The sequence below is a fragment of the Rahnella laticis genome (assembly GCF_015644585.1).
In the GTDB taxonomy this organism is placed as follows: domain Bacteria; phylum Pseudomonadota; class Gammaproteobacteria; order Enterobacterales; family Enterobacteriaceae; genus Rahnella; species Rahnella laticis.
Genome location: NZ_JADOBI010000002.1, coordinates 387,075 through 407,540, shown reverse-complemented (window position 1 = coordinate 407,540; position 20,466 = coordinate 387,075). Strand labels below are relative to the sequence as shown.

At 53.2% G+C, this 20,466-nt stretch carries 19 protein-coding genes and 1 pseudogene; 4 read left to right on the top strand and 16 right to left on the bottom strand.

Annotated elements, in window-relative coordinates:
* The first annotated feature begins 25 nt into the window (after positions 1-25).
* Positions 26-880 (top strand): aldo/keto reductase family oxidoreductase, encoded by an 855-nt coding sequence (locus tag IV433_RS05120; protein WP_195813296.1) that lies wholly within the window; start codon positions 26-28, stop codon positions 878-880.
* A 61-nt stretch (positions 881-941) separates the two neighbouring features.
* On the opposite strand, the gene pagP is transcribed toward IV433_RS05120, so the two are convergent.
* From pagP to IV433_RS05100, 4 genes are all read right to left on the bottom strand, one after another.
* Positions 942-1,496 (bottom strand): lipid IV(A) palmitoyltransferase PagP, encoded by a 555-nt coding sequence (pagP, locus tag IV433_RS05115; protein ID WP_370530246.1) that lies wholly within the window; start codon positions 1,494-1,496, stop codon positions 942-944.
* A gap of 510 nt (positions 1,497-2,006) precedes the next feature.
* Positions 2,007-2,687 (bottom strand): ribulose-phosphate 3-epimerase, encoded by a 681-nt coding sequence (gene rpe / locus IV433_RS05110; protein ID WP_195813295.1) that lies wholly within the window; start codon positions 2,685-2,687, stop codon positions 2,007-2,009.
* Complete coding sequence (gene rpiB, locus IV433_RS05105) at positions 2,684-3,130, bottom strand: ribose 5-phosphate isomerase B (protein WP_195813294.1); 447 nt, start codon at positions 3,128-3,130, stop codon at positions 2,684-2,686. Before rpiB ends, rpe begins: the two co-directional genes overlap by 4 nt.
* A gap of 74 nt (positions 3,131-3,204) precedes the next feature.
* Positions 3,205-4,812, bottom strand: a complete 1,608-nt coding sequence (locus tag IV433_RS05100) for a PTS transporter subunit EIIC (protein WP_195813293.1) — start codon at positions 4,810-4,812, stop codon at positions 3,205-3,207.
* A 385-nt stretch (positions 4,813-5,197) separates the two neighbouring features.
* Here IV433_RS05100 and IV433_RS05095 point away from each other — a divergent pair, with 385 nt between their 5' ends.
* Positions 5,198-6,085, top strand: coding sequence for an SIS domain-containing protein (locus tag IV433_RS05095; protein WP_195813292.1), 888 nt, complete (start codon positions 5,198-5,200; stop codon positions 6,083-6,085).
* 92 nt (positions 6,086-6,177) lie between these two features.
* On the opposite strand, the pseudogene IV433_RS05090 reads toward IV433_RS05095, so the two are convergent.
* From IV433_RS05090 to IV433_RS05070, 5 genes and pseudogenes are all read right to left on the bottom strand, one after another.
* Positions 6,178-6,354: pseudogene (locus IV433_RS05090) on the bottom strand (VOC family protein); the annotation flags it as partial.
* A 146-nt stretch (positions 6,355-6,500) separates the two neighbouring features.
* Positions 6,501-6,812 (bottom strand): AzlD domain-containing protein, encoded by a 312-nt coding sequence (locus IV433_RS05085; RefSeq protein WP_195813291.1) that lies wholly within the window; start codon positions 6,810-6,812, stop codon positions 6,501-6,503.
* Positions 6,809-7,519: an AzlC family ABC transporter permease gene (locus IV433_RS05080; RefSeq protein WP_229893219.1), complete on the bottom strand. Its 711-nt coding sequence runs from the start codon at positions 7,517-7,519 to the stop codon at positions 6,809-6,811. Before IV433_RS05080 ends, IV433_RS05085 begins: the two co-directional genes overlap by 4 nt.
* A 77-nt stretch (positions 7,520-7,596) precedes the next feature.
* Entirely contained in the window at positions 7,597-8,370 is a 774-nt protein-coding gene (locus IV433_RS05075) for an AraC family transcriptional regulator (protein WP_195813524.1), read from the bottom strand.
* 171 nt (positions 8,371-8,541) lie between these two features.
* A complete protein-coding gene (locus tag IV433_RS05070) occupies positions 8,542-9,213 on the bottom strand; it encodes a Rossmann-fold NAD(P)-binding domain-containing protein (RefSeq protein WP_195813290.1) in 672 nt (223 codons plus the stop codon).
* Between the two features lie 426 nt (positions 9,214-9,639).
* On the opposite strand from IV433_RS05070, the gene IV433_RS05065 reads away from it, so the two are divergent.
* Together IV433_RS05065 and IV433_RS26275 are read left to right on the top strand one after the other, a co-directional pair.
* Positions 9,640-9,933, top strand: coding sequence for a hypothetical protein (locus IV433_RS05065; RefSeq protein WP_195813289.1), 294 nt, complete (start codon positions 9,640-9,642; stop codon positions 9,931-9,933).
* A 22-nt stretch (positions 9,934-9,955) separates the two neighbouring features.
* Entirely contained in the window at positions 9,956-10,087 is a 132-nt protein-coding gene (locus IV433_RS26275) for a hypothetical protein (RefSeq protein WP_255533964.1), read from the top strand.
* 110 nt (positions 10,088-10,197) lie between these two features.
* Here IV433_RS26275 and IV433_RS05060 read toward each other — a convergent pair whose 3' ends face one another.
* The 7 genes from IV433_RS05060 to IV433_RS05030 all read right to left on the bottom strand — a co-directional run bounded on the left by IV433_RS05060 (position 10,198) and on the right by IV433_RS05030 (position 20,456).
* The gene (locus tag IV433_RS05060) at positions 10,198-11,670 is read right to left on the bottom strand and encodes a pyridoxal phosphate-dependent decarboxylase family protein (RefSeq protein WP_195813288.1); all 1,473 of its coding nucleotides are present in this window, start codon (positions 11,668-11,670) and stop codon (positions 10,198-10,200) included.
* Positions 11,671-11,688: 18 nt separating this feature from the next.
* On the bottom strand, positions 11,689-13,074 hold the full coding sequence (locus IV433_RS05055) for a diaminobutyrate--2-oxoglutarate transaminase (protein WP_152323797.1): 1,386 nt from the start codon (positions 13,072-13,074) through the stop codon (positions 11,689-11,691).
* A gap of 566 nt (positions 13,075-13,640) precedes the next feature.
* Positions 13,641-14,054, bottom strand: a complete 414-nt coding sequence (locus IV433_RS05050; RefSeq protein ID WP_229893218.1) for a hypothetical protein — start codon at positions 14,052-14,054, stop codon at positions 13,641-13,643.
* A 105-nt stretch (positions 14,055-14,159) separates the two neighbouring features.
* Positions 14,160-15,563: a heavy metal sensor histidine kinase gene (locus IV433_RS05045; protein WP_195813287.1), complete on the bottom strand. Its 1,404-nt coding sequence runs from the start codon at positions 15,561-15,563 to the stop codon at positions 14,160-14,162.
* On the bottom strand, positions 15,560-16,252 hold the full coding sequence (locus tag IV433_RS05040) for a heavy metal response regulator transcription factor (RefSeq protein ID WP_195813286.1): 693 nt from the start codon (positions 16,250-16,252) through the stop codon (positions 15,560-15,562). The genes IV433_RS05045 and IV433_RS05040 overlap by 4 nt, the downstream gene beginning before the upstream one ends.
* Positions 16,249-19,329 (bottom strand): efflux RND transporter permease subunit, encoded by a 3,081-nt coding sequence (locus IV433_RS05035; protein WP_195813285.1) that lies wholly within the window; start codon positions 19,327-19,329, stop codon positions 16,249-16,251. Before IV433_RS05035 ends, IV433_RS05040 begins: the two co-directional genes overlap by 4 nt.
* On the bottom strand, positions 19,326-20,456 hold the full coding sequence (locus IV433_RS05030; protein WP_195813284.1) for an efflux RND transporter periplasmic adaptor subunit: 1,131 nt from the start codon (positions 20,454-20,456) through the stop codon (positions 19,326-19,328). Before IV433_RS05030 ends, IV433_RS05035 begins: the two co-directional genes overlap by 4 nt.
* Positions 20,457-20,466 lie beyond the last annotated feature (10 nt).

Here is a 20,466-nt window from a genome sequence, read left to right as displayed (position 1 = left end):
GTGAACATTCACAGAGGAGAATTCCATGTCACAGCCTTCAATGACTTATCGCCTGGGCGATCGCGAAGCAGGACGCTTAGGTTACGGCGCCATGCAACTGGCGGGACCGGGCGTTTTTGGCCCGGTGAAAGATGAAGCGCGGGGTATTCAGGTATTGCGTGACGCCATCGCCAGCGGTGTGAATCATATCGATACCAGCGATTTTTATGGCCCGCATGAAACCAACCGGCTGATCAAAAAAGCGCTGCATCCGTACCCTGATAATCTGTGTATTGTGACCAAAGTCGGTGCGCGCCGTGATGAAAAAGGCGGCTGGTTACCGGCTTTCAGCCCGCAGGAACTGACGCAGGCGGTGGAAGATAACCTGCGCAATCTGGGACTGGAAACGATAGACGTGGTGAATCTGCGCAGCATGCTCGACATTCATCAGCCGAAAGAGGGTTCACTCGAACCGCAACTGGAAGCGCTGATCAAACTGAAAGAGCGCGGTTTGATTCGCCATATCGGCCTGAGCAATGTCACGGCCGGTCAGGTCGCTGACGCGCAGAAACTGACGACAATTGCCTGCGTTCAGAACATGTATAACCTGGCGAACCGGCACGATGATGCGCTGGTCGATACCCTTGCAGAACAAGGCATTGCGTATGTGCCTTTCTTCCCGCTGGGCGGTTTTTCACCGTTGCAGTCCACGTCGCTTGATGAGGTGGCCGCCGCATTGCAGGCCACACCGATGCAGGTCGCGCTGGCGTGGCTGCTTAAACGCTCACCGAATATTTTGCTGATCCCCGGCACGTCGTCGCCGGAACATTTACAGGAAAACCTGGCGAGCGCAAAGCTGCAATTGTCCGAAGACGTAATGGATAAGCTAAACGGAATATAAGGCCAGCCGTAAGGCAAGCCTTTCATCAGTGGCTGAAATAGCGTCTGACCGTGGGGAATATCTAAAAACCATATCTCAGCCACGCAAAAAGCACGTTGCCGTTATTGTAAGTTCCGGCGATGTAGGTGAACTGCAAATTGACGTTTTTATATCCCGCAGAAAAAAGTGGGAATAAGAATGGCAGCGGTACGTAATTAGCGAAATCCTGACGGGCGGTAATTCCGCCCGCTAATCCCAGCCCAAGTCGGACATCCTTACTTTGCGTGAAATACCATCCCTTTTCCCACCCGTAACCGGCGGCTGGTTGCCACTCGCGGTGGGAATCCTGAAATACCATTGCAAAGAGGCCACTCCAGTTACCCTCTTCTGTATAGCGGGAAACGCCAATCCCGCCGCCCCACGGCATTTCATTATAGTGATCTGTTTTATGCTTATCGTACGTCAGCCGGTTATGCCAGCTCAGAAAAGGAAGATAGACATCGGTATATTGAGGTTCATTCCAGGTCAGGGAAACATCGTCTTTAAAATCCTCCCATAAGCCCGACACTCCGCTTCTGTTGTCGCCCGTGGGGTTAGCCGCCACGGCGGGCACCGCGCAGGCAATGCTTAACACCATCATGATTGAATTGAGTTTTTTCTTTATTATCATCCGTCCACCAGAGTTTGCTGAGAGCACTATTTCAGTCAATGATAGCTCATCCTCCGGCCGGGACTTTTATTGTTAATCAATAAAATCAATAAGGTCAGAGGCGTTTTTTAACAGCCGTTACCTTCAGGCGGCGTCCTTTCATTTCGTTAAATCACCTTTATCCGGCAGCGTGATCTATCATCAATAGGTAAGCTGCGATTTGCCCGGTTTACTCTGCGTCCGGTCGTGAGTCCGATGTACTGAAAAACGTTCAACTGAGGTGCTTAACGATGAAAAGAGCTTTAGTGGTGGGTTATATGTCGTTCGTTTCAATTGCATTGGTCGCAGCGCTGATTATTGGTGCCCGCAACTAAGTGCGGTTTTCTTCATCAGGGCCAGCAGGACGTTAATCGCGTCCGCCGTAAAACACATAAGCCATTCTGCGAATAACGTTATTTTGCAGAATGGCTTTTTTGTAGCCTTCCTCCCGTGCACGGCTTATGCCACTTCGCTCTTCGCCAAAACGACCTGTTCTTGCAAAACAGTCATCGCCTCTTTGTAAGACATGTCTTTGCGGAACAACCCTGCGGTGCCGAGAATGAAGAGGTCAATTTCCGCGCCGAGCGTTTTCACCACGTCGGGGGAAATGGCGCCGTCGATGGCGATGAGCGCATCGCTCTTATTTTCATTCAGCATGGCCCTGAGTCGTCGGACTTTGCTGAACGCGCTTTCGATAAAAGGCTGCCCCGCAAAACCCGGATTCACCGACATCACCATGACCACGTCCACCACGTCGAGGATTTCTTCGAGAATATTCAGCGACGTGCCGGGGTTCATCGCCACGCCTGCTTTGATGCCGCGGCTGCGGATATTGCTCAGCGTGCGGTGCAAATGGATCGGCGCTTCGGCGTGGACATAAATAATGCTGCAACCCAGATCGGCGAAACGCGCAATGTAAGGGTCCGGGTTCGTGACCATCAGATGGACGTCATAAGGTATCGTCGCCAGCTTCGAAACGGCTTTGATATCTTCCGGGCCGAGCGCAAAGTTCGGGACAAAATGGCCGTCCATCACGTCGATATGGAACATCGCCGCACCGGCCGCTTCAAGGCTGGCCAGTTCCTCGCCCAGACGGGAAAAATCCACGCACATCAGCGACGGGCAAAATTGCGGGGTCATTGTTGCGCCTCCTCGATGGCGGTGATCATCTCCACACGTTTCTGGTGGCGCCCGCCTTCAAATTCAGCATCCAGCCACGCGTCGATAATCATCTTTGCAAGCTCAGAGCCGACAACGCGTGACCCAAAGGAAAGAATATTGGTGTTGTTATGTTCGCGGGATAATTTCGCCGAATACGGCTCGCTGCACACCACCGCGCGAATACCGTGAACTTTATTCGCCGCAATGGAAATGCCGATCCCGGAACCACAAAATACAATCCCTAAGTCGGCTTCGCCTGAAACCACCGCGTCTGCCACCGCTTTGCCGTATATCGGATAATCCGTGCGCGTATTCTCATAAGCGCCTTTATCTGTCACCGTCATGCCCCGGCTAATTAAATGCCCGATGATGTCCGCTTTGAGGATAAACCCAACGTGATCACAGCCAATTGCAATATTCATATTTCTCCCTTTAACCATTAACAATAAATAAAATGAAGCGGTGAACAGGGGGAAATAATTCCCCCTCACCTTTGCTATACGCTTTCGAGACAATCCTGCAAATTCGATTTGATGAGCGTGACGTGTGGTCCGTAAATCACCTGAACGCCTTTGCCTTTTCGGATCACGCCTTTTGCGCCGGAGCTTTTCAGCAGCGCGTCATCCACCTGATTTTCATCCAGAACCGTGATGCGCAGACGCGTGGCGCAGCAGTCGACGTCCGAGATATTGGCCGCCCCGCCCAGCCCGGCGATAATGGTTTGCGAAATATTGAGCCCGTCACCGCTCAGCCCAGCGGTATTATTTTTCTGGTCACGCGCGGCGAGATCCTGCCGGGTATAAAGTTTGGTTTCTTCGTTATCGTCTTCGCGTCCCGGCGTTTTGAAATTAAAGCGCGTAATCATGAAGCGGAAACTGAAATAATAAATGGGGAACAGCGGGATCCCGATGAGAATAGCGTTTATCCAGTGACTCTTCGTATTTCCCTGCAAAACACCAAACAGAATAAAATCAATTAAGCTTCCGGAAAACGTCTGGCCGACGCCAACATTAAAGATGTGGCAAAGCATGAATGACAGTCCGGCCAGAAGGCAGTGCAGCACATATAACAATGGCGCGGCGAAAAGGAACGAGAATTCAATCGGCTCCGTGATACCCGTCAGAACGGCGGTCAGGGTCGCGGATAACAGCAAACCTAATACCAACCGGCGTTTTTCCGGACGCGCGGTGTGATAAATCGCCAGCGCCGCGCCGGGAATACCGAACAGATAGAACGGGAATTTACCCGCCATAAACCGCGTCGCTTCGACCGAGAACTCTTGGGTATTCGGGCTGGCCAGTTCAGCAAAGAAGATATTCTGCGCACCGGAAACCGTCACGCCGTCGATCACTTCCGTGCCACCGAGGCCGGTTTGCCAGAACGGCATATAGAAAACATGGTGCAAACCGAAAGGGATCAGCGCCCGTTCAATCACGCCGTAGATAAACGTTCCCGCATAGCCCGCGCTGTTAACCAGCCCGCCGAGGTGCAAAATCCCGTTCTGGATGGTCGGCCAGATGTAAAACATCAGTATCCCGACAAACAGATAAGTGATGGCCGAAATGATAGGAATGAACCGCGTACCGCCGAAAAATGAGAACGTTGCGGGCAGTTCTATCCGGTAAAAACGGTTATGCAGCGCGGCAACCCCAAGGCCGGTGATCACTCCGCCGAATACGCCCATTTGCAGCGAATTAATCCCCAGCGTCATGCCAAGAGCGCCGTCCGGCAACGCGCCGGGCGTCAATAACCCGTTGATGTCCAGCATGGCATTAATGGTGGCGTGCATGATGAAAAAGCCAATCGCACCGGAAATAGCGGCCACTTCTTTTTCTTTTTTCGCCATGCCCATTGCGACGCCGATGGCGAACATCACCGGCAGATTGGAAAAGACCACGCTGCCCGCACTTTTCATTACCGTGAGCAAAGCGTGAAGTACTGTGCCATTTCCCAGCACAGATTCCAGGCCGTAAGAGTGAATAGTTGTCTGGTTAGTGAATGATGCACCGATGCCCAGTAATAACCCGGCCACAGGCAGCAAGGCGATCGGGAGCATAAAAGAGCGCCCGATACGCTGAAGGATGCCGAACAACGTCGATTTCATAGGATTCTCTTGTTCATGTAGGGGAACAGTTTTTTTTCATCAGAAAGGGCATTGGATCGGAGAGCCCGTTTTTGATGCCTTCGCGATAACTTCACAACAAACATTATCAATGTGAAGTTATCGCGATTGCAACCGATTTAAAAGATCGACTTCACAATTTTAAAAGTTAATGTGAATTTACTGAAATCGTCAGAATAGCGCGCGTCAGTGAAGTGGCTGAATCAGTGGGTGAGCTTAAGGCCTTGCTGAGAGGAAGACGCATTTTATTCACATTAATTTATCGTAATGTGAAAGTTGCGCCGTTTAGTTCGACGTCCGTATTCAACAGGTTGATCCCTTGTGTTAACCTTTACGCTTCCTAATCAGTGCAGAGACGGTATGAGAAATGGCCAAAAATGAGGGTGTAGTGCAGGAATCGGACAGTGCTCTTGCGATAGGGGCACGGATCAAAATGTCCCTTTCCCAGCTCAACCCTACCGAACGCAGGATCGTCGAATGGCTCATTATCAAAGGCAATATCAGCCAGGAAACCAGTTTGCGTGAAGTGGCTGCGGCGCTGGAAGTCTCTGAACCGTTGCTGGTAAAGGTGGCTAAGAAAGTCGGGTTTTCCGGCTTTCGGGAAATGCGCACGGCGTTAATCAGCTATTTTGAGTCGCTTCCGTATGAGCGGGAAGAGGAAATCACTGAGCATGACAGCCTGGATAACGTGCTGGATAAGGTGTTTTCGAACAGCATTCAGGTGCTGAAAGAAGCTCGTTCGGTGGCTGATGCGGCCACCATCGGCAAAGCCGCGCGGCTTATTTTTCAGGCGCGACGGGTGATCATTTTTGGTGTCGGCGGTTCGGCCTCCGTTGGCATGGACTTCGAGCATAAATTGCTGCGCATCGGGATCATCAGCCACGCCTACAGTGATTTCCACCTGATGCTGATGGCCGCCAGCCAGCTTGACGAAAAAGATGTGGTCATCGCCATCTCACAGTCCGGCGAAACGCGTGAAATGCTCAATGCCGCGAATACCGCCATCGCGAACAAAGCAAAACTCATCTGTATCACCAATGACAACGGTTCCCCGCTTTCTCAATGTTCTGATTTATCTATTTTCAGCCCGGCAATGAGTGGCCCGCTACTGGGGCAAAATGCGGTGGCGAGGATCGTACAACTGAACCTGCTGGACAGCCTCTTTATCGCCATTCTTCTGGAAGATTATCAGGGCAATAAAGAAAAACTGTCGCGCGGAATCGACGTGGTCAGCCCGTTACATACGGCGAGGTGAATGGGGTTTAACGCGTAAATCGCGGCACGGCAGATTTTTAGATCGGATCACTGTCCGGGAGCAAAACACTCCCGGACAGGTCTCACAGAAGACTAGATAGACTGCCTCAAGATCTGGCCGACATCAATCCGGTTACCATCGGGGTCGGCAAAAACAAACGCCCGGATACCATAATCTTTGTCCTGCAACCCTTTAATAATTTTCGCACCAAGACTTTGACAAATCGTCAATAACGCACTGGCATCATCGACAAGAAGATGTGCGACAGGGAAATGCGTGGCTAAGGTGCTTAGGGGAGAAACCGGACGGTGCCAGAAGAACGGCTAGAATATCTGATAAAAATAGCCGCTCAATGAAAAAGACTCGACGATGTTTTCAGCAAAATATGTCACATCTGCTCGTCATTTTGATCATGCTAAAGCACTGAACCCACCAGATAAAACATCACCATACTCAGTATCACAACGGTGACGGTATTTCGGATGAACAGAGCAAACAGCACGCTGAATACCGTTCCCCAGAAATACGGATTATCGGGAAATACGCGCAGAACACCGTCCTGCGCCACAATAATGGGCCCGCAGATCGCCGTCAGTAAACAAGGCGCGGCGTATTTCAGCGCCTGATGGACAAAAAGCGGCAGGCGCACGGGCAGACGGGGTTCGAGGAATACATAACGGTTAAAAAAAACGATGCCCGCGAGGCTCAGTAACAGTAACCAGCTCATTCTTTTTCTCCGCATAATCTGGCGACCAGCAGCGCGACTGCCATCCCCGAAAGCCCGGCAACAATGATTGCGCCAGAGAAATGCCATGCGGCAAACAACATCGATAATCCTAACGAACAGCAAACGCCCGCCAGCACCGCAGGCCGGTTTATCATCGGGACTACCAGCGAGGCAAACGTCGCAATGATGGAGAAATCCAGATGAAAACGCCCCAGTTCCGGGACTGAAGAGGCCATCAGTATTCCCGCCAGACTGCACAGTACCCAGCATAAATAAAAGGTCAGCCCTGCCCCCAGCATAAACCCTGGCGTCAGCGCATTGCATTCTCTGCGGGCGGTGCTGAGCGCAAAAAGTTCGTCGGTCAGCAAAAAACCTACCGGAATACGCAGGCGTGCGGAAAATACAGAAACCTGCTGCCTCAGCGTCAGGCCATACAGAAAATGTTGCGCCGTCAGAAAGAATACTGAAATCGCGATAACCCACGCATTCGCCCCTGTCAGCAGCATCCCCAGTGTCACCAGTTGAGCGGCTCCGGCATAAATAATCGCTGACATTCCAAGGCTTTGGGAAAACGTCAGACCGGACTGAATCGCCATTGATCCTGCCAGAATGCCCCACGGGATCACGGATAAACACAGGGGCAGCATCGCGACCGCGCCGTGCATAAACCCGTTATGGCGGGCTGAAATTTGCGAAGGAATTGTCATAAAAGTGAGCCTTAATAGAGTGAAAGGTCACTTTAGGTCAGTGCAGGGAACCGGTCTTGAACGCGATTGCTCGCCGGTCAGAGAGTTTTATGGGCTTTAACGAACTGACCGGGCGTGACCCCGATGGCGCGTTTGAAATGGCGGTTAAGATGGCTTTGATCGGCAAATCCGGCCAGCAATGCCGATTCACCAATCGGCACGCCGCCCAACAGGCAGGCTTTGGCTTTTCGCAGACGCGCCTGAATCAGCCAGGAGTGCGGCGACAGTCCAACCACTTTCTTAAACTGGCGCAGGAAATGCCAGGTGCTCAGCCCTGCGGCTTCCGCCAGTTCCGTCAACCCGAAATCCGCTTCAGGACAATCATTAAGCAGGTCTCTAATCCGCAATATCTGCGATTCGGCATTGCTCAGCGGGCGGGGTGTTTTTGGGGAAGAACAATGCCGCATCACCAGCCGGGTCATTGTCGACATCAGCAGGCTTTCTTTAAACAGTTTGTCTCCGGGCTGTAACAGCACATCAAAGGTCAGTTGCAGTTGCTGCGCAAGGCCGGGGTCATAAACCACCGGCAAAGGAAACCAGGGGATCTCGCCATTAATACTCAGCAAATCGCGGGACAGCGATTTCATCAGCGATGGATGCGGATAGATGGCCCGGTACGACCAGCCGAATGCAGATTCAGCCTGTCCGGTATGCACTTCATCCGGATTCACCAGCACAATGTGCCCCTGCGGCGCGCAGTGCTCACCGCCGCTGCGGTAGAACCGTTGCGTACCCTTTTCGATCAGCGAAATACAAAACGTCTCGTGAACGTGGCGTGAAAAACACTGTTCACGGTAAATCGCATTCAGCATCTCCAGCCCGTTAAATTCAGCCAGATGATAAAAGTTTGTCTGTTCCTGAAGAGTTGCCACAGTGTCGTCACGTCATTTTGCGCAAAAGAAATGTATACCAATCCGGTTTCTGAAAATCTTGAACAAAGTTGCTGTAAAGACTTTAACAGCCATCGGATGACTTGCCGCCCGCTACCGCGAAAATTTCGCCATTCTGCCGATATCTTCCGTTTCCAGAATGGCTTTTTGATTGCCATAACGAACCAGATTTAACATTGCTTTCCCGATGTCTTCCGTCGTCAGAATGGCGCGAGGAAACAGACGTTTCAGCAACGGTAAAACCGGCGATAAGATCTGATAAAGAACCCTGTAACTGGTCGTTTTGGAACGCGCGCCGTTCAGCGGCCGGATCATGCCCGGACGGAACATCCACGCCGAAGCAAAGCCTTTTGCCAGAAGGGCATTTTCGGTTTTCCCTTTCACCCGCGCCCACATGCTTTTACCCTGCTCCGAGCTGTCCGTTCCGGCACCGGAAACATAGATAAACGCCATCGCCGGATTCACCCGGTACAACCGGGAAGCCACGTCCAGCGTCAGATCATACGTAAGTTTGCTGTACTGCGCTTCGGTCATGCCCGCCGAACTGACACCGAGACAAAAAAAGCACGCCGCATACTGGCTCATCTCATTCGTCGTGAAAGGGCTGAGGAGATCGGTGGTAACAATCTGCCTGAGCTTCGGGTGACTTTCCGCCAGCGGGGAACGCACAACCACCGTCACCGATTTCACATCATCCGCCCTGAGGCATTCAAGCAAAACGCCCTGCCCGACCATGCCTGTCGCGCCATAAATCAGGATATCCATTGAATGCCTCATCGCTTGAAAATTCGTGCAGTGAATAGATTATAGAGGGGAACGCCCGACTTTCAGGTGGTTTTTCGTGTCGCGGGAGCGGAGTATCAGCAGAAATCACTTCGCTAATATAATTACCTACACGTTTCTCTAAATAATTTAGCCCATCATTACCGCGCATCTCATTAACACATTCGTGTATTTCCCGCACCACTCTTAATTAATTTCAAACAGCAACTAATGATCGTGGCAAATAATTCCGTCCTGAAGTTAAGTTTAACGAATTTATTGGCACGTCATTTGTTTTTTTAAATAGACTCATAGCCATTTTAGCGATATAAATAACTCACTAAAGCTAGTTCATAATTCATCATTAACATCCAAAGACCAGCTTATTTATAATTCCAATACGATACCCGTTATAAAAAGGAATTTGTAATGAATAAAATGCTTTCGATCTTAACCATCTTGATTACGCTTTCATCAGCACCAGCATTTGCTAACATCGAAGACGCCGCTGATGCCGCACAGGCAATGGCTGACGCGCAACAGGAAGCCGCAGATCAGGCACAACAGTCAGCAGATGAAGCTGATTATGATGCGATTAATAACATCGGTAATAATTCATTTTGGAATAAGTCCGAACAAGCAGAGAATCAGCAAGCTATTGCAGACTCATTACAGGAATCAGCGGATGCTGCTCAAAATATGGCTGATGCGCTGTCAGAGTAGTTAAATTCAAAAAGGAGATTACGTGAAAAAAGTTATTACTATAATGCTTATCGCATTGCTGGGATCCATTTCTGTTTCAGCCTTTGCTTGTCCAAAAGGGGAGCATCCGCACGGTGGAACAGGTTCTCATCATAAAGGGGGTTATTGTTCATAAATACCCCCCTAAGTCATGAATTAATATTGAAAGTATAAAGTACACATAAAAAAGCCGGTAACACCTGAAAGTGTTACCGGCTTTTTACTGCGTTCTTTACAGAACCAGACTTACTGGTTCAGCAGTTGCTGTGCGGTTTTCTCAACCAGCGCCAGCAGGACTTTGACATCCTCCAGCGTTACGGTCGGGTTCAGCAACGTCAGTTTCAGGCAGGTCACGCCGTTATGCTCGGTCACGCCCACGTTGGCACGGCCCGATTCCAGCAGCGCATCACCGATTTTCTGGTTCAGCAGCGCGATAGCCGCGTCGCTGGCAGTCGCCAGCTGCTGTGGACGATAACGGAACAGAACGCTCGCCAGCTGAGGCTTCATCACCAGTTCCAGCGCGGCTTCTGACGTCACGAACTGCGCCACGTCCTGTGCCAGCGTCACACCGTGATCGATGATTTCGGCGTACTGTTTCTGACCCAACGCTTCCAGACCCATCCACAGTTTCAGTGCATCGAAACGGCGGGTGGTTTGCAGCGATTTAGACACCAGATTTGGCACGCCAGCCGCTTCGTCGAACTCAGAGTTCAGGTAAGCCGCCTGATAGCGCATCAGCTCGTAGTGACGCTCTTCTTTAAGCAGGAACGCGCCGCAGCTGATGGTCTGGAAGAACTGTTTGTGGAAGTCCAGCGTAATGGAATCCACCAGCTCAATACCGTCCAGGTAATGACGATATTTTTCAGACAGCAGCAAGGCACCGCCCCACGCCGCATCAACGTGCACCCAAATCTGGTGCTCCGCGGCCAGTTCAGCAATTTTACGCAGCGGGTCGATAGCACCGGCGTCGGTGGTACCGGCTGTTGCGACGATCGCCAGGATCTGCTCGCCGTTGGCCTGAGCCTGTGCCACTTTCTCGCGTAAATCGTTGAAATCCATACGGGCGAATTCATCGGTTTTGACGAGTGTTACAGACTGATAGCCGAGGCCCAGCAGTGCCATGTTCTTCTGCACGGAGAAGTGCGCGTTTTCAGAACATAACACTTTAATTTTACGCAGATTACCGGTCAGACCATCCTGCTGGATGGAGTGTCCCTGACGGGCGAAGAACGCGTCACGCGCCAGCATCAGCCCCATCAGATTGCTCTGGGTGCCGCCGCTGGTGAACACGCCCGCATCGCCAGCCTGGTAACCGACCTGAGTACGCAGCCATTCAATCAGCTTCATCTCGATGATGGTCGCTGACGGGCTTTGGTCCCAGGAGTCCATGCTCTGGTTAGTGGCGTTAATCAGCACTTCCGCGGCCTGGCTGATCACCAGACTCGGGCAATGCAGATGCGCCACGCACTGCGGGTGATGCACCGACAGGCTGTCTTTCAGGAAATATTCAATCGCACGTTCAATCGCAACCTGGTTGCCCAGGCCCTGAGGATTGAAATCAAGCCGAATACGCTCACGCAGTTGTGCAACGGTTTTCCCCTGATACATCTCAGGTTGTTGCAGCCACTGCACAACAGCTTCACTGCTCTGTGCAATGGCCTGCTGGTAGGCTTCAGTGCTTTGCGCTGAGCCTGCCAGAATCGGGTTTAACTCGGACATCAGAATCTCTTACTCCGCTCAGACAGGTTTGATGCCAGCCGCCAGCAGCGCCTGCTCAAACTTATCGAGGAAAATACCCAGCTCATCGTTAGTGATCAGCAGGGATGGCAACAGGCGCAGCACGCAGCCATTACGGCCACCGCGTTCCAGGATCAGGCCAGCACCGAAGCATTTTTTCTGCAACAGCGCAGACAAATCGCCATCAGCCGGGTAGCAACCCATGTGATCCTGCGCTTCGTTGGGTTTAACGATCTCGATACCGATCATCAGGCCCAGACCACGCACATTACCGATCACCGGATAACGTTTTTGCAGGTCAGCCAGTTTGCCTTTCAGCCATTCACCCTGCGCGGCGACTTTTTCTGCAATCTTTTCTTCTTTCAAGATTTTCAGCGTCGTCAGGCCGGTGGCCATTGCCAGTTGGTTACCACGGAAAGTACCGGTGTGGTGACCCGGTGCCCAGGCGTCGAACTGTTTTTTGATACCCAGAACTGCCAGTGGCAAGCCGCCGCCGACCGCTTTAGACATCACAATGATGTCCGGCTCGATGCCCGCGTGTTCGAAGGCGAACTGTTTGCCGGTACGGCAGAAGCCAGCCTGAACTTCGTCGAGGATCAGCAGAATGCCGTGTTCCTGAGTCACTTTACGGATGCGCTGCAACCACTCAGCCGGAGCCGGGTTCACGCCGCCTTCGCCCTGAACGGCTTCCAGAATCACGGCCGCAGGTTTGCGAACGCCGCTTTCCACGTCGTTGATCAGGTTTTCGAAGTAATAGGTTAATGCTTTAACGCCTGCTTCACCGCCAATGCCCAGCGGGCAGCGGTACTGGTGCGGGTAAGGCATGAACTGCACTTCCGGCATCATGCCGTTTACCGCTTCTTTCGGAGACAGGTTACCGGTCACCGCCAGCGTGGCGTGTGTCATACCGTGATAACCGCCGGAGAAGCTGATGATGCCAGAGCGACCGGTGACTTTTTTAGCCAGTTTCATGGCCGCTTCTACCGCATCCGCACCGGACGGGCCGGTGAACTGCAGGCAATACTCTTTGCCTTGTTGCGGCAGTAAAGAAAGCAGATATTCTGAGAACTGATCTTTCAACGGGGTTGTCAGATCCAGTGTATGTAACGGCAAGCCGCTGGTAATGACATTTTGGATGCTTTGCAGCACGTCCGGATGATTATGTCCAAGAGCCAGCGTACCGGCACCAGCAAGGCAATCAAGATATTGATTATTCTCAACATCGGTGATCCACACGCCATTGGCCTTCGCAATTGCTAACGGCAACTTGCGCGGGTAGCTCCTGACATTCGATTCAAATTCAGCTTGTCTCGCCAAATAGGTTTCATTGTTTCCGTTTAATGAATTCGCACCTAAACTGTCAATACGGACTTTATCCGTCATCATATCTCTCCTACAACCGCAGGTTATGGAAACGCTGCAATTGAATAAATGTATTTAAAAGGTAAGTACCATGAGAAAAACGCGGCCAATATATGGCTTTTTACTCTGTACCTCAATAATTTATTTTGTATAGAATTGTTTATTCTTTTTTAGCGGAATCAATATGTTGCTGATTTAGTGAACGATCGTGCTGACTTAACTCCGTTACACGGTCATTAATAAAGCACTAAAAAGCACTTCCTGTCAGGTAAACAACGGGTAAACGCGTGATACCACGGGAACAAAATTGCCCTTAAGTGACATCGCATCGCCCCGCGCTGGCCGTGACTACTCACCGGCGCAGAGGCCGGATAGCAGATCCCAAAAAGAACATTGTTATTATAGCCTGCCGGATGTGGGGCGGCCGAAGATAATAACCTTGCGGGCAGTAAATGGCTGAATATTAGCCGAATATAAATTTTGAAATATATTACACCGATATAACGGCGGGTTATTAATGAAGTAATTCGGACTTTTATTATATCGGCGAATAACGGAAACGCGATTTCCTAAACGCATCCGCAATATTGCTAGCTATTCTTCGCCTTATCTTTCCCTTTGCGATAAAGGTCATACAGCGCGGCGTAATCCTGAAAAACCTGTACCAGAAAGGCATCCGCTTCGTGGCCGAGCGTACTGTTGGTCTGCATCTGATAGCGCGCTTTTACCGCATCAATCCACAGTTTCTCCGCCGCCGGGCCGGGTTCCTGCACCAGATGCGCCAGCCAGTAGACGGTGTTACGCCTGACTGTCACCACCGGATCGGGACAACGGCAACACCACCAGACCGGTTCGAGTATTTTAGAGAACATCACCGAACTGATCCCCCGCCAGGCCTGCACGGTATAAGGAAGCGGCGTCCACGCACTTTGCCAGTGAACCGCCTGCCCCGTCAGCAACGACATCATCAGCGCCTGCGCCGAGGGCGATAAAATTTTGGTCATGTGCTCCCTTTATCTTTCTGGCTAATCATCTAAAAACCTTAAGAAAGATAGCCTGTCTCATCGGGAACGCTGAATTTTTTTTATCGGGAGTTCAGCGCAGAATGATTATTTCGGCAGAACCAGTGTAAAACGGCTGCCTTTGCCCGGTTCGCTTTCAACGACAATGCGCCCGCCGTGCAATTCCGCGATGGTTTTCACAATCGCCAGCCCGAGGCCGGTGTTTTCAGTCAGGCTGCGCGAGGCGTCGATCCGGTAGAAACGGTCAAAAATCAGCGGCAGATGTTCCGCAGAGATTCCCTCGCCCGTATCTTCGATACTCAGCCAGACAAACTGCGCGTCATCCCGGGCGCTCAGGGAAATCAGCCCGTTTTCGCCGGTATGGCGGATAGCGTTAGACAAAATATTCGACAGCGCACGCTGGATCAGCAGCGGATCGCCCTGCAACGCGATATCGCCTTCGCTGACCAGCCGGATGTTTTTTTCTTCCGCCAGTACGTCGTAGAAATTGATCAGCTTTTCAAATTCGTGACGGCTGCTCATCCACTCTTTCGCCAGAGATTCGCGGCTGTTGTCTGCCCGGGCGAGAAACAGCATGGAGGAAATCATACGGGACAAACGTTCACCTTCTTCAACAATGGCGGCAAGAGTTTCCTGATATTCCCGGCTGCTGCGGTCTTTCGACTGCGTCACGCTGGCGGCGGAAATCAGGTTATTGATCGGCGCACGTAATTCGTGGGCGATGTCGGAGGAAAAACGGTTGAGCTGCTTAAACGAGGCTTCAAGCCGCATCATCATCCGGTCAAAAGACGCGGCCAGCGCGTTCAGCTCCGTCGGCCAGCGTTGCGTGGAAATACGGGTATGCAGGTCTTCGGCGTGGATTTTCTCGATATCCGCGATGATCAGCCGCAGCGGCGATAATCCCCGGCGCGCCAGCCAGAAACCCAGAGCGGCAAACAGGATGATCGCCAGCGCGGCAATCACCTGCATCATCTGATAATAATTTTCGATGATTTCATTATTTTTGGACACGTTCAGCGCCGCCTGCACCAGCCATTGCTGGTTGTCGCGGAGGGTGAAATGCGTCGAGGTGATCAGGTATTTTTCGCGGTGTTCTTCATCGCCGTAGCGCCACGAGCGGTAACTGAAGTTTTGCGTCGGCGGTGAGAAGTCAGACTGCGGCACGCGCATATTCGCCGACTGGGAATAGATTTTTCCGTCCGGGCTGATGATGCGCAACGAAAGACGCTCCTGCTTTGCCACGAATTCAAACAGTTCCTTTTGCCACTGCGCTTCCGTGCCCTGCCGCTCGCTGATGGCGATCGCCATTTCCTGCTGAAACTGCATTGAGCTGCGCAGTTCCTGTTCATCTTTCTGATTGAGCTGCGAACGCATGGTGGAATACAACAGGCCGGACACGCTGTACAAAACAATCGCCATCGTCAGCGAAAAATAGAGCGTCAACCGGAAGGTAATCGGCATATTTCGCAGTGCGCGAATAAGGGATTTCATGAAGCGCGCAGTTCCAGCACATACCCTGCGCCGCGCAGCGTATGCAGCAGTTTGTCCTCGAAATTGTCATCAATTTTGTTGCGCAGACGACGGTTCGCCACGTCGATGACGTTAGTTTCCGGGTCGAAATTCATGTCCCACACCTGCTCGGCCAGCACCGTGCGGGAAAGCACTTCGCCGGAGCGGCGCATCAGCAAACTCAGCAACAGAAACTCTTTTTGGGTGAGTTCGATGCGCACGCCGCCCCGTGTCACTCTGTGCTTAAGCAAATCGAGGGTCAGATCCGCCACCTGTAACTGATTTTCTTCTGCTGCGGGTGAAAGCTGCGCCGTCTGCCGCCGCAGGATCACCCGCGCGCGGGCGAGCAGTTCGCTGAACGAAAACGGCTTAATCAGATAATCTTCCGCGCCCAATTCCAGCCCGCGCACGCGGTCTTCGACGTCGTCACGCGCGGTCAGAAACATAATCGGTGTTTGTTTACCGGCCTGACGCGCCATTTCAATCACTTTCCAGCCGTCAATGCCCGGCAACATAACGTCCAGAATGGCCAGGTCATATTCATTGGTCAGCAGAAAATGCAGCCCGTCGACGCCGTTTTGTGCGACATCCACGACGAAATTATTCTCCGTCAGCCCCTTGGCGATATATTCAGACGCCATTTTCTGGTCTTCCACCAACAGTAACCTCATGCCAGCTCCTTCACCTCAGGGTTTGCGGCCTTGCTGCCTTTGCCATCAAACAGTAAGAACAATACCGGGGTAATAAACAGGGTAATAAATTGCGAGAACAGCAGCCCGCCGACAATCGCCACGCCCATTGGCTGACGCAGCTCCGCCCCGGCTCCCAGCCCCAGCGCGATGGGCAATGCACCCATGATCGCGCAGAGCGTGGTCATCATGATCGGCCTGAATCGCTGTAAACAGGCTTGAACAATGGCGTTGTGCGGGCTCATGCCGTGCTCGCGTTGTGCGGCTAACGCGAAGTCTATCATCATGATAGCGTTCTTTTTCACAATGCCGATCAGCAGCAGAATGCCGATCATGGCGATAAACGTCAGATCGAGATTAAACAACCGCAGCGCCAGCAAAGCGCCCACCGCCGCCGACGGCAGCCCGAGCAAAATGGTCAGCGGGTGGATCCAGCTTTCGTACAACACGCCGAGAATGACGTAAATCACCGCCAGCGCCAGCAGGATCAGCCAGATCTGGCTGCTCTGCGATTGCTGATAGAGCGCCGCCTGCCCGGCATAGGTGCCGAAAACCGAAGGCGGCATTTTCAGCGTTTGCTGCGCCTGCGAAATGGCCTGTGTGGCGTCCGATAAGGATTTGCCCGGCGCGAGGTCAAACGACAGTGTGATCGCCGGTAACTGCCCCTGATGGTTCACCGCCGTCACACCCGCCGCACGGGAAATATGGGTAAACGTCGTGACCGGCAGCAGGGAATTATCGGAAGCGCGGACATAGATTTTCGACAAGTCACTTTCGTTTTGCCGGAACGGTGCCTGCACTTCAATGATGACTTCGTAGCTGTCTTCCGGCGCGTAAATGGTCGAGACCTGATACGTCCCGAACGCGTCGTAAAGATTTTTACGGATCTGCTGAACGTCCACGCCCATCAGCGATGCCTTATTGCGGTCAATCACCAGCTGCGCCTGCAAACCGTTCAGCTGTGCATCGCTGTTCAGCCCGACAAACACTCCACTCTTTTGCATCTCGCCCATGAGTTTGTTCGCCCAGTCATTCAGGCTGGTGCCGCCACCGCTGCTCACCGATTGCAGCGTGTACTGATAGCTGCTTTTCGAGCTGCGTCCGCCGACTCTCAGGTTCTGCACCGCGCTGTAAAACACATTAATGCCCGGCAGATAGCGTGTTTCTGAACGCATCTGTTTCAGCACGTCGGCCATTGCCGGGCGCAGGCTGGCGTCTTTAAGCGTGAGCGAGAGCTGAGTCGTATCGTGGTCAACTTTGGTCACAACGTCCGCCACGCTCGGATCCTGCAACAGGGTTTTGCCCAGCTGATCGGCCACGCTGAGACGGCCTTCATAAGACATGTCCTGCGGCGCGTCGATATTGGCGGTCACCTGCCCGATATCTTCCTGCGGGAAGAACCCTTTCGGCGAGACCCAGTATAAACCGGCGGTCAGAATCACCGTGCTCAGCGCCACGCTCAGCGTAATCAGCCGGTGACGGATTGCCCATTCCAGCCCGTGCGCATAATGCTGGCGCAGCCCTTCGAACGCCGCCTCGAACGCCCGGCTCCAGCGCGGTGCCGGTTTATCTTCAGCCGTATGCGGCATAATCAGCATCGGCACCAGCAGCGGAATAATCGTCAGGGACGCCGCCGCCGACACCAGAATCGCCAGCGACACCACATAAGCAAATTCATGGAACAGCAGCCCCAGCGTGCCCGGCATAAAGAAGATCGGGATGAAGACTGCAATCAGCGACAGCGAGATCGACACCACGGTAAACCCCACTTCGCGCACGCCTTTCAGCGCGGCCTGGAACGGTTTTTCCCCCTGCTCGATATAACGCATGATGTTTTCGAGCACCACAATGGCGTCATCCACCACCAGCCCGACGGCAATCGTCAGCCCCATCAGGGAAATATTATCGAGGCTCAGGCCAAACGCATACATCAGCGCAAACGTCCCCAGCAGCGAAATAGGTAAACTCAGCGCCGGGATCAGCGTCGCGCGGGCGTGACGCAGGAACAGCAGGATCACCATGATGACCAGACCGATGGTCAGCACCAGCGTCATCGTGACGTCATGAATCGCATTGCGGATGGAAACCGAGCGGTCATTGAGGATTTTGACGTTCACGGACGCGGGCATCTGCGCCTGGATTTTTGGCAGCAGCTGGCGGATGGAGTCGAGCGTCGCCACAATATTCGCACCCGGCTGACGCTGTACGCTGAGCACAATCGCATGATGGCCGTTGACCGCACTGTAGCTCAGCGTGTTTTCGATGCTGTCTTCGACGGACGCCACATCAGAAAGCCGCACCGGCTGGCCGTTGCGGGTGGCAATCACCACATTCGCAAAGTCTGCCGCATTCATCAGGTCACCACGGGTCTGCAACATCACCATCTGGCGTTTGCCGTCCAGCTCACCGATCGGCGAACTGGCGTTGGCGGCGCTCAGCGCGCTGTTCACCTCTTCCAAAGTGAGATCGGTGGCCGCCAGTTTGTCCGGGTTGATTTCCACCCGCACCGCATAGCGTTTCTGGCCGATCACCGACACCTGCGCCACGCCGGTCAGCGTAGAGAGCGCAGGAGAAATCAGGTCATCCGAATACCGGTTGAGATCGGAAAGCGGCATCGACGGCGAATCCAGCCCGATCTGCACAATCGGCGCATCCGCCGGGTTAATTTTGCGAAACGACGGCGGCGTGGTCATTTCCGACGGCAGCTGTTTCATCGCCTGATACAGCGCCGACTGCACGTCTACCGATGCCGAATCGATATTTCGCGACGGATCAAACTCCATCACGATGGTGGTCGCGCCCTGCAAACTGTTGGACGTCAGCGTCACTACGCCCGGAATGGTGGAAAGTTTTTTCTCCAGCGGCGTCGCCACGGAAGACGCCATGGTTTCCGGGCTGGCGCCGGACAGCGACGCATTGACCTGAATCGTGGGCGTATCGTAATTGGGCAAGGCGGCAATCGGCAATTTGAACCAGCACAGCAAACCGGCGGCCATCACGGCCAGCCACAGCAACATCACGGCAATCGGGCGTTTCAGACACAGTTCGGACAAACTCATAACGCCTGCCCCGCATGCTGGGTCGCCACCGTGACCGGCATACCCGGACGCAGCATTCGCGCACCTTCAGACACCACCTGCATGCCTGCCGACACACCTTCCACCACCGCCATTTGTTGCTGAATTCGCAGCAACGTCACCGGCATCGTCGCCGCATGATTTTGCTTATCGATGACATAGACAAAATGCCCGTCCGGCCCATCCTGCACAGCCTGCGGAGGCAGCACCACCGCGCCGGGCGTGGTGCCCGCATCCACGGTGATATTCTGATAAAGCCCCGGCCACAGCAGGTTGCTGGCGTTGGTGAACGTCGCTTTGAAGCTGACCGTCCCGCTGGTGGTGCTCACGCTGTTATCGATAAAATTCAGCGTACCGGCGATACGTTTGCCGTTGGCATCATTCACCCAGACTTTCACCGGCTGATGCTGCTGCGCGACAATCACCGCATTCAGGTTCTGTTCCGGCAGCGTAAATTCTGCGCCAATCGGGTCGAACTGGTTGATGCTGACCAGAGGCAGCGTGCTGGTCGGCTGCGCCAGACTGCCGGGATGCACATTCAGCGCACCGGTTTTACCGCTGACCGGCGCAACAATTCGGGTATACGCCAGCTGCGCCTGCGCGGTGCGGATATCGTCCTGCGCGGAAAGGTACTGCGCGGCATATTGCTGCGAGGCGCTGACCAGCGTGTCCCAGTCGGATGACGAAATGTAGTTCTGTTTCACCAGCGATTTACCGCGATTCAGATCGCTGACGGCTTTATCGCGCTGGGCTTTCATCACCGCCAGCTGCGCTACCGCATGATGCAGCGCGGCCTGCTGTTCGGCGTCATCAAGCACAAATAACAGCTGCCCTTTTTTGACGAAATCGCCTTCGTGGAACGCCACCTGCGCCACGGAACTGGTGATTTGCGCGCGGACATCCACCTGATTAAGCGAAACCAGATGCCCCTGCGTGCTGAGCGTCAGAGGCAAATCTTTGGTTTGCGCCGCCACCAGCGTGACCAGTGGCGCAGAGGCCGCCGGTTTTTCAGCCGCTGGCGAACTGCGCAACGAATAGCCCCAGAAAGAGGCTCCGCAAACCAGCACTAACGTGATTACAGCAAGGCGCTTTGGCCTGGAAATGTTCATACAACGGGTC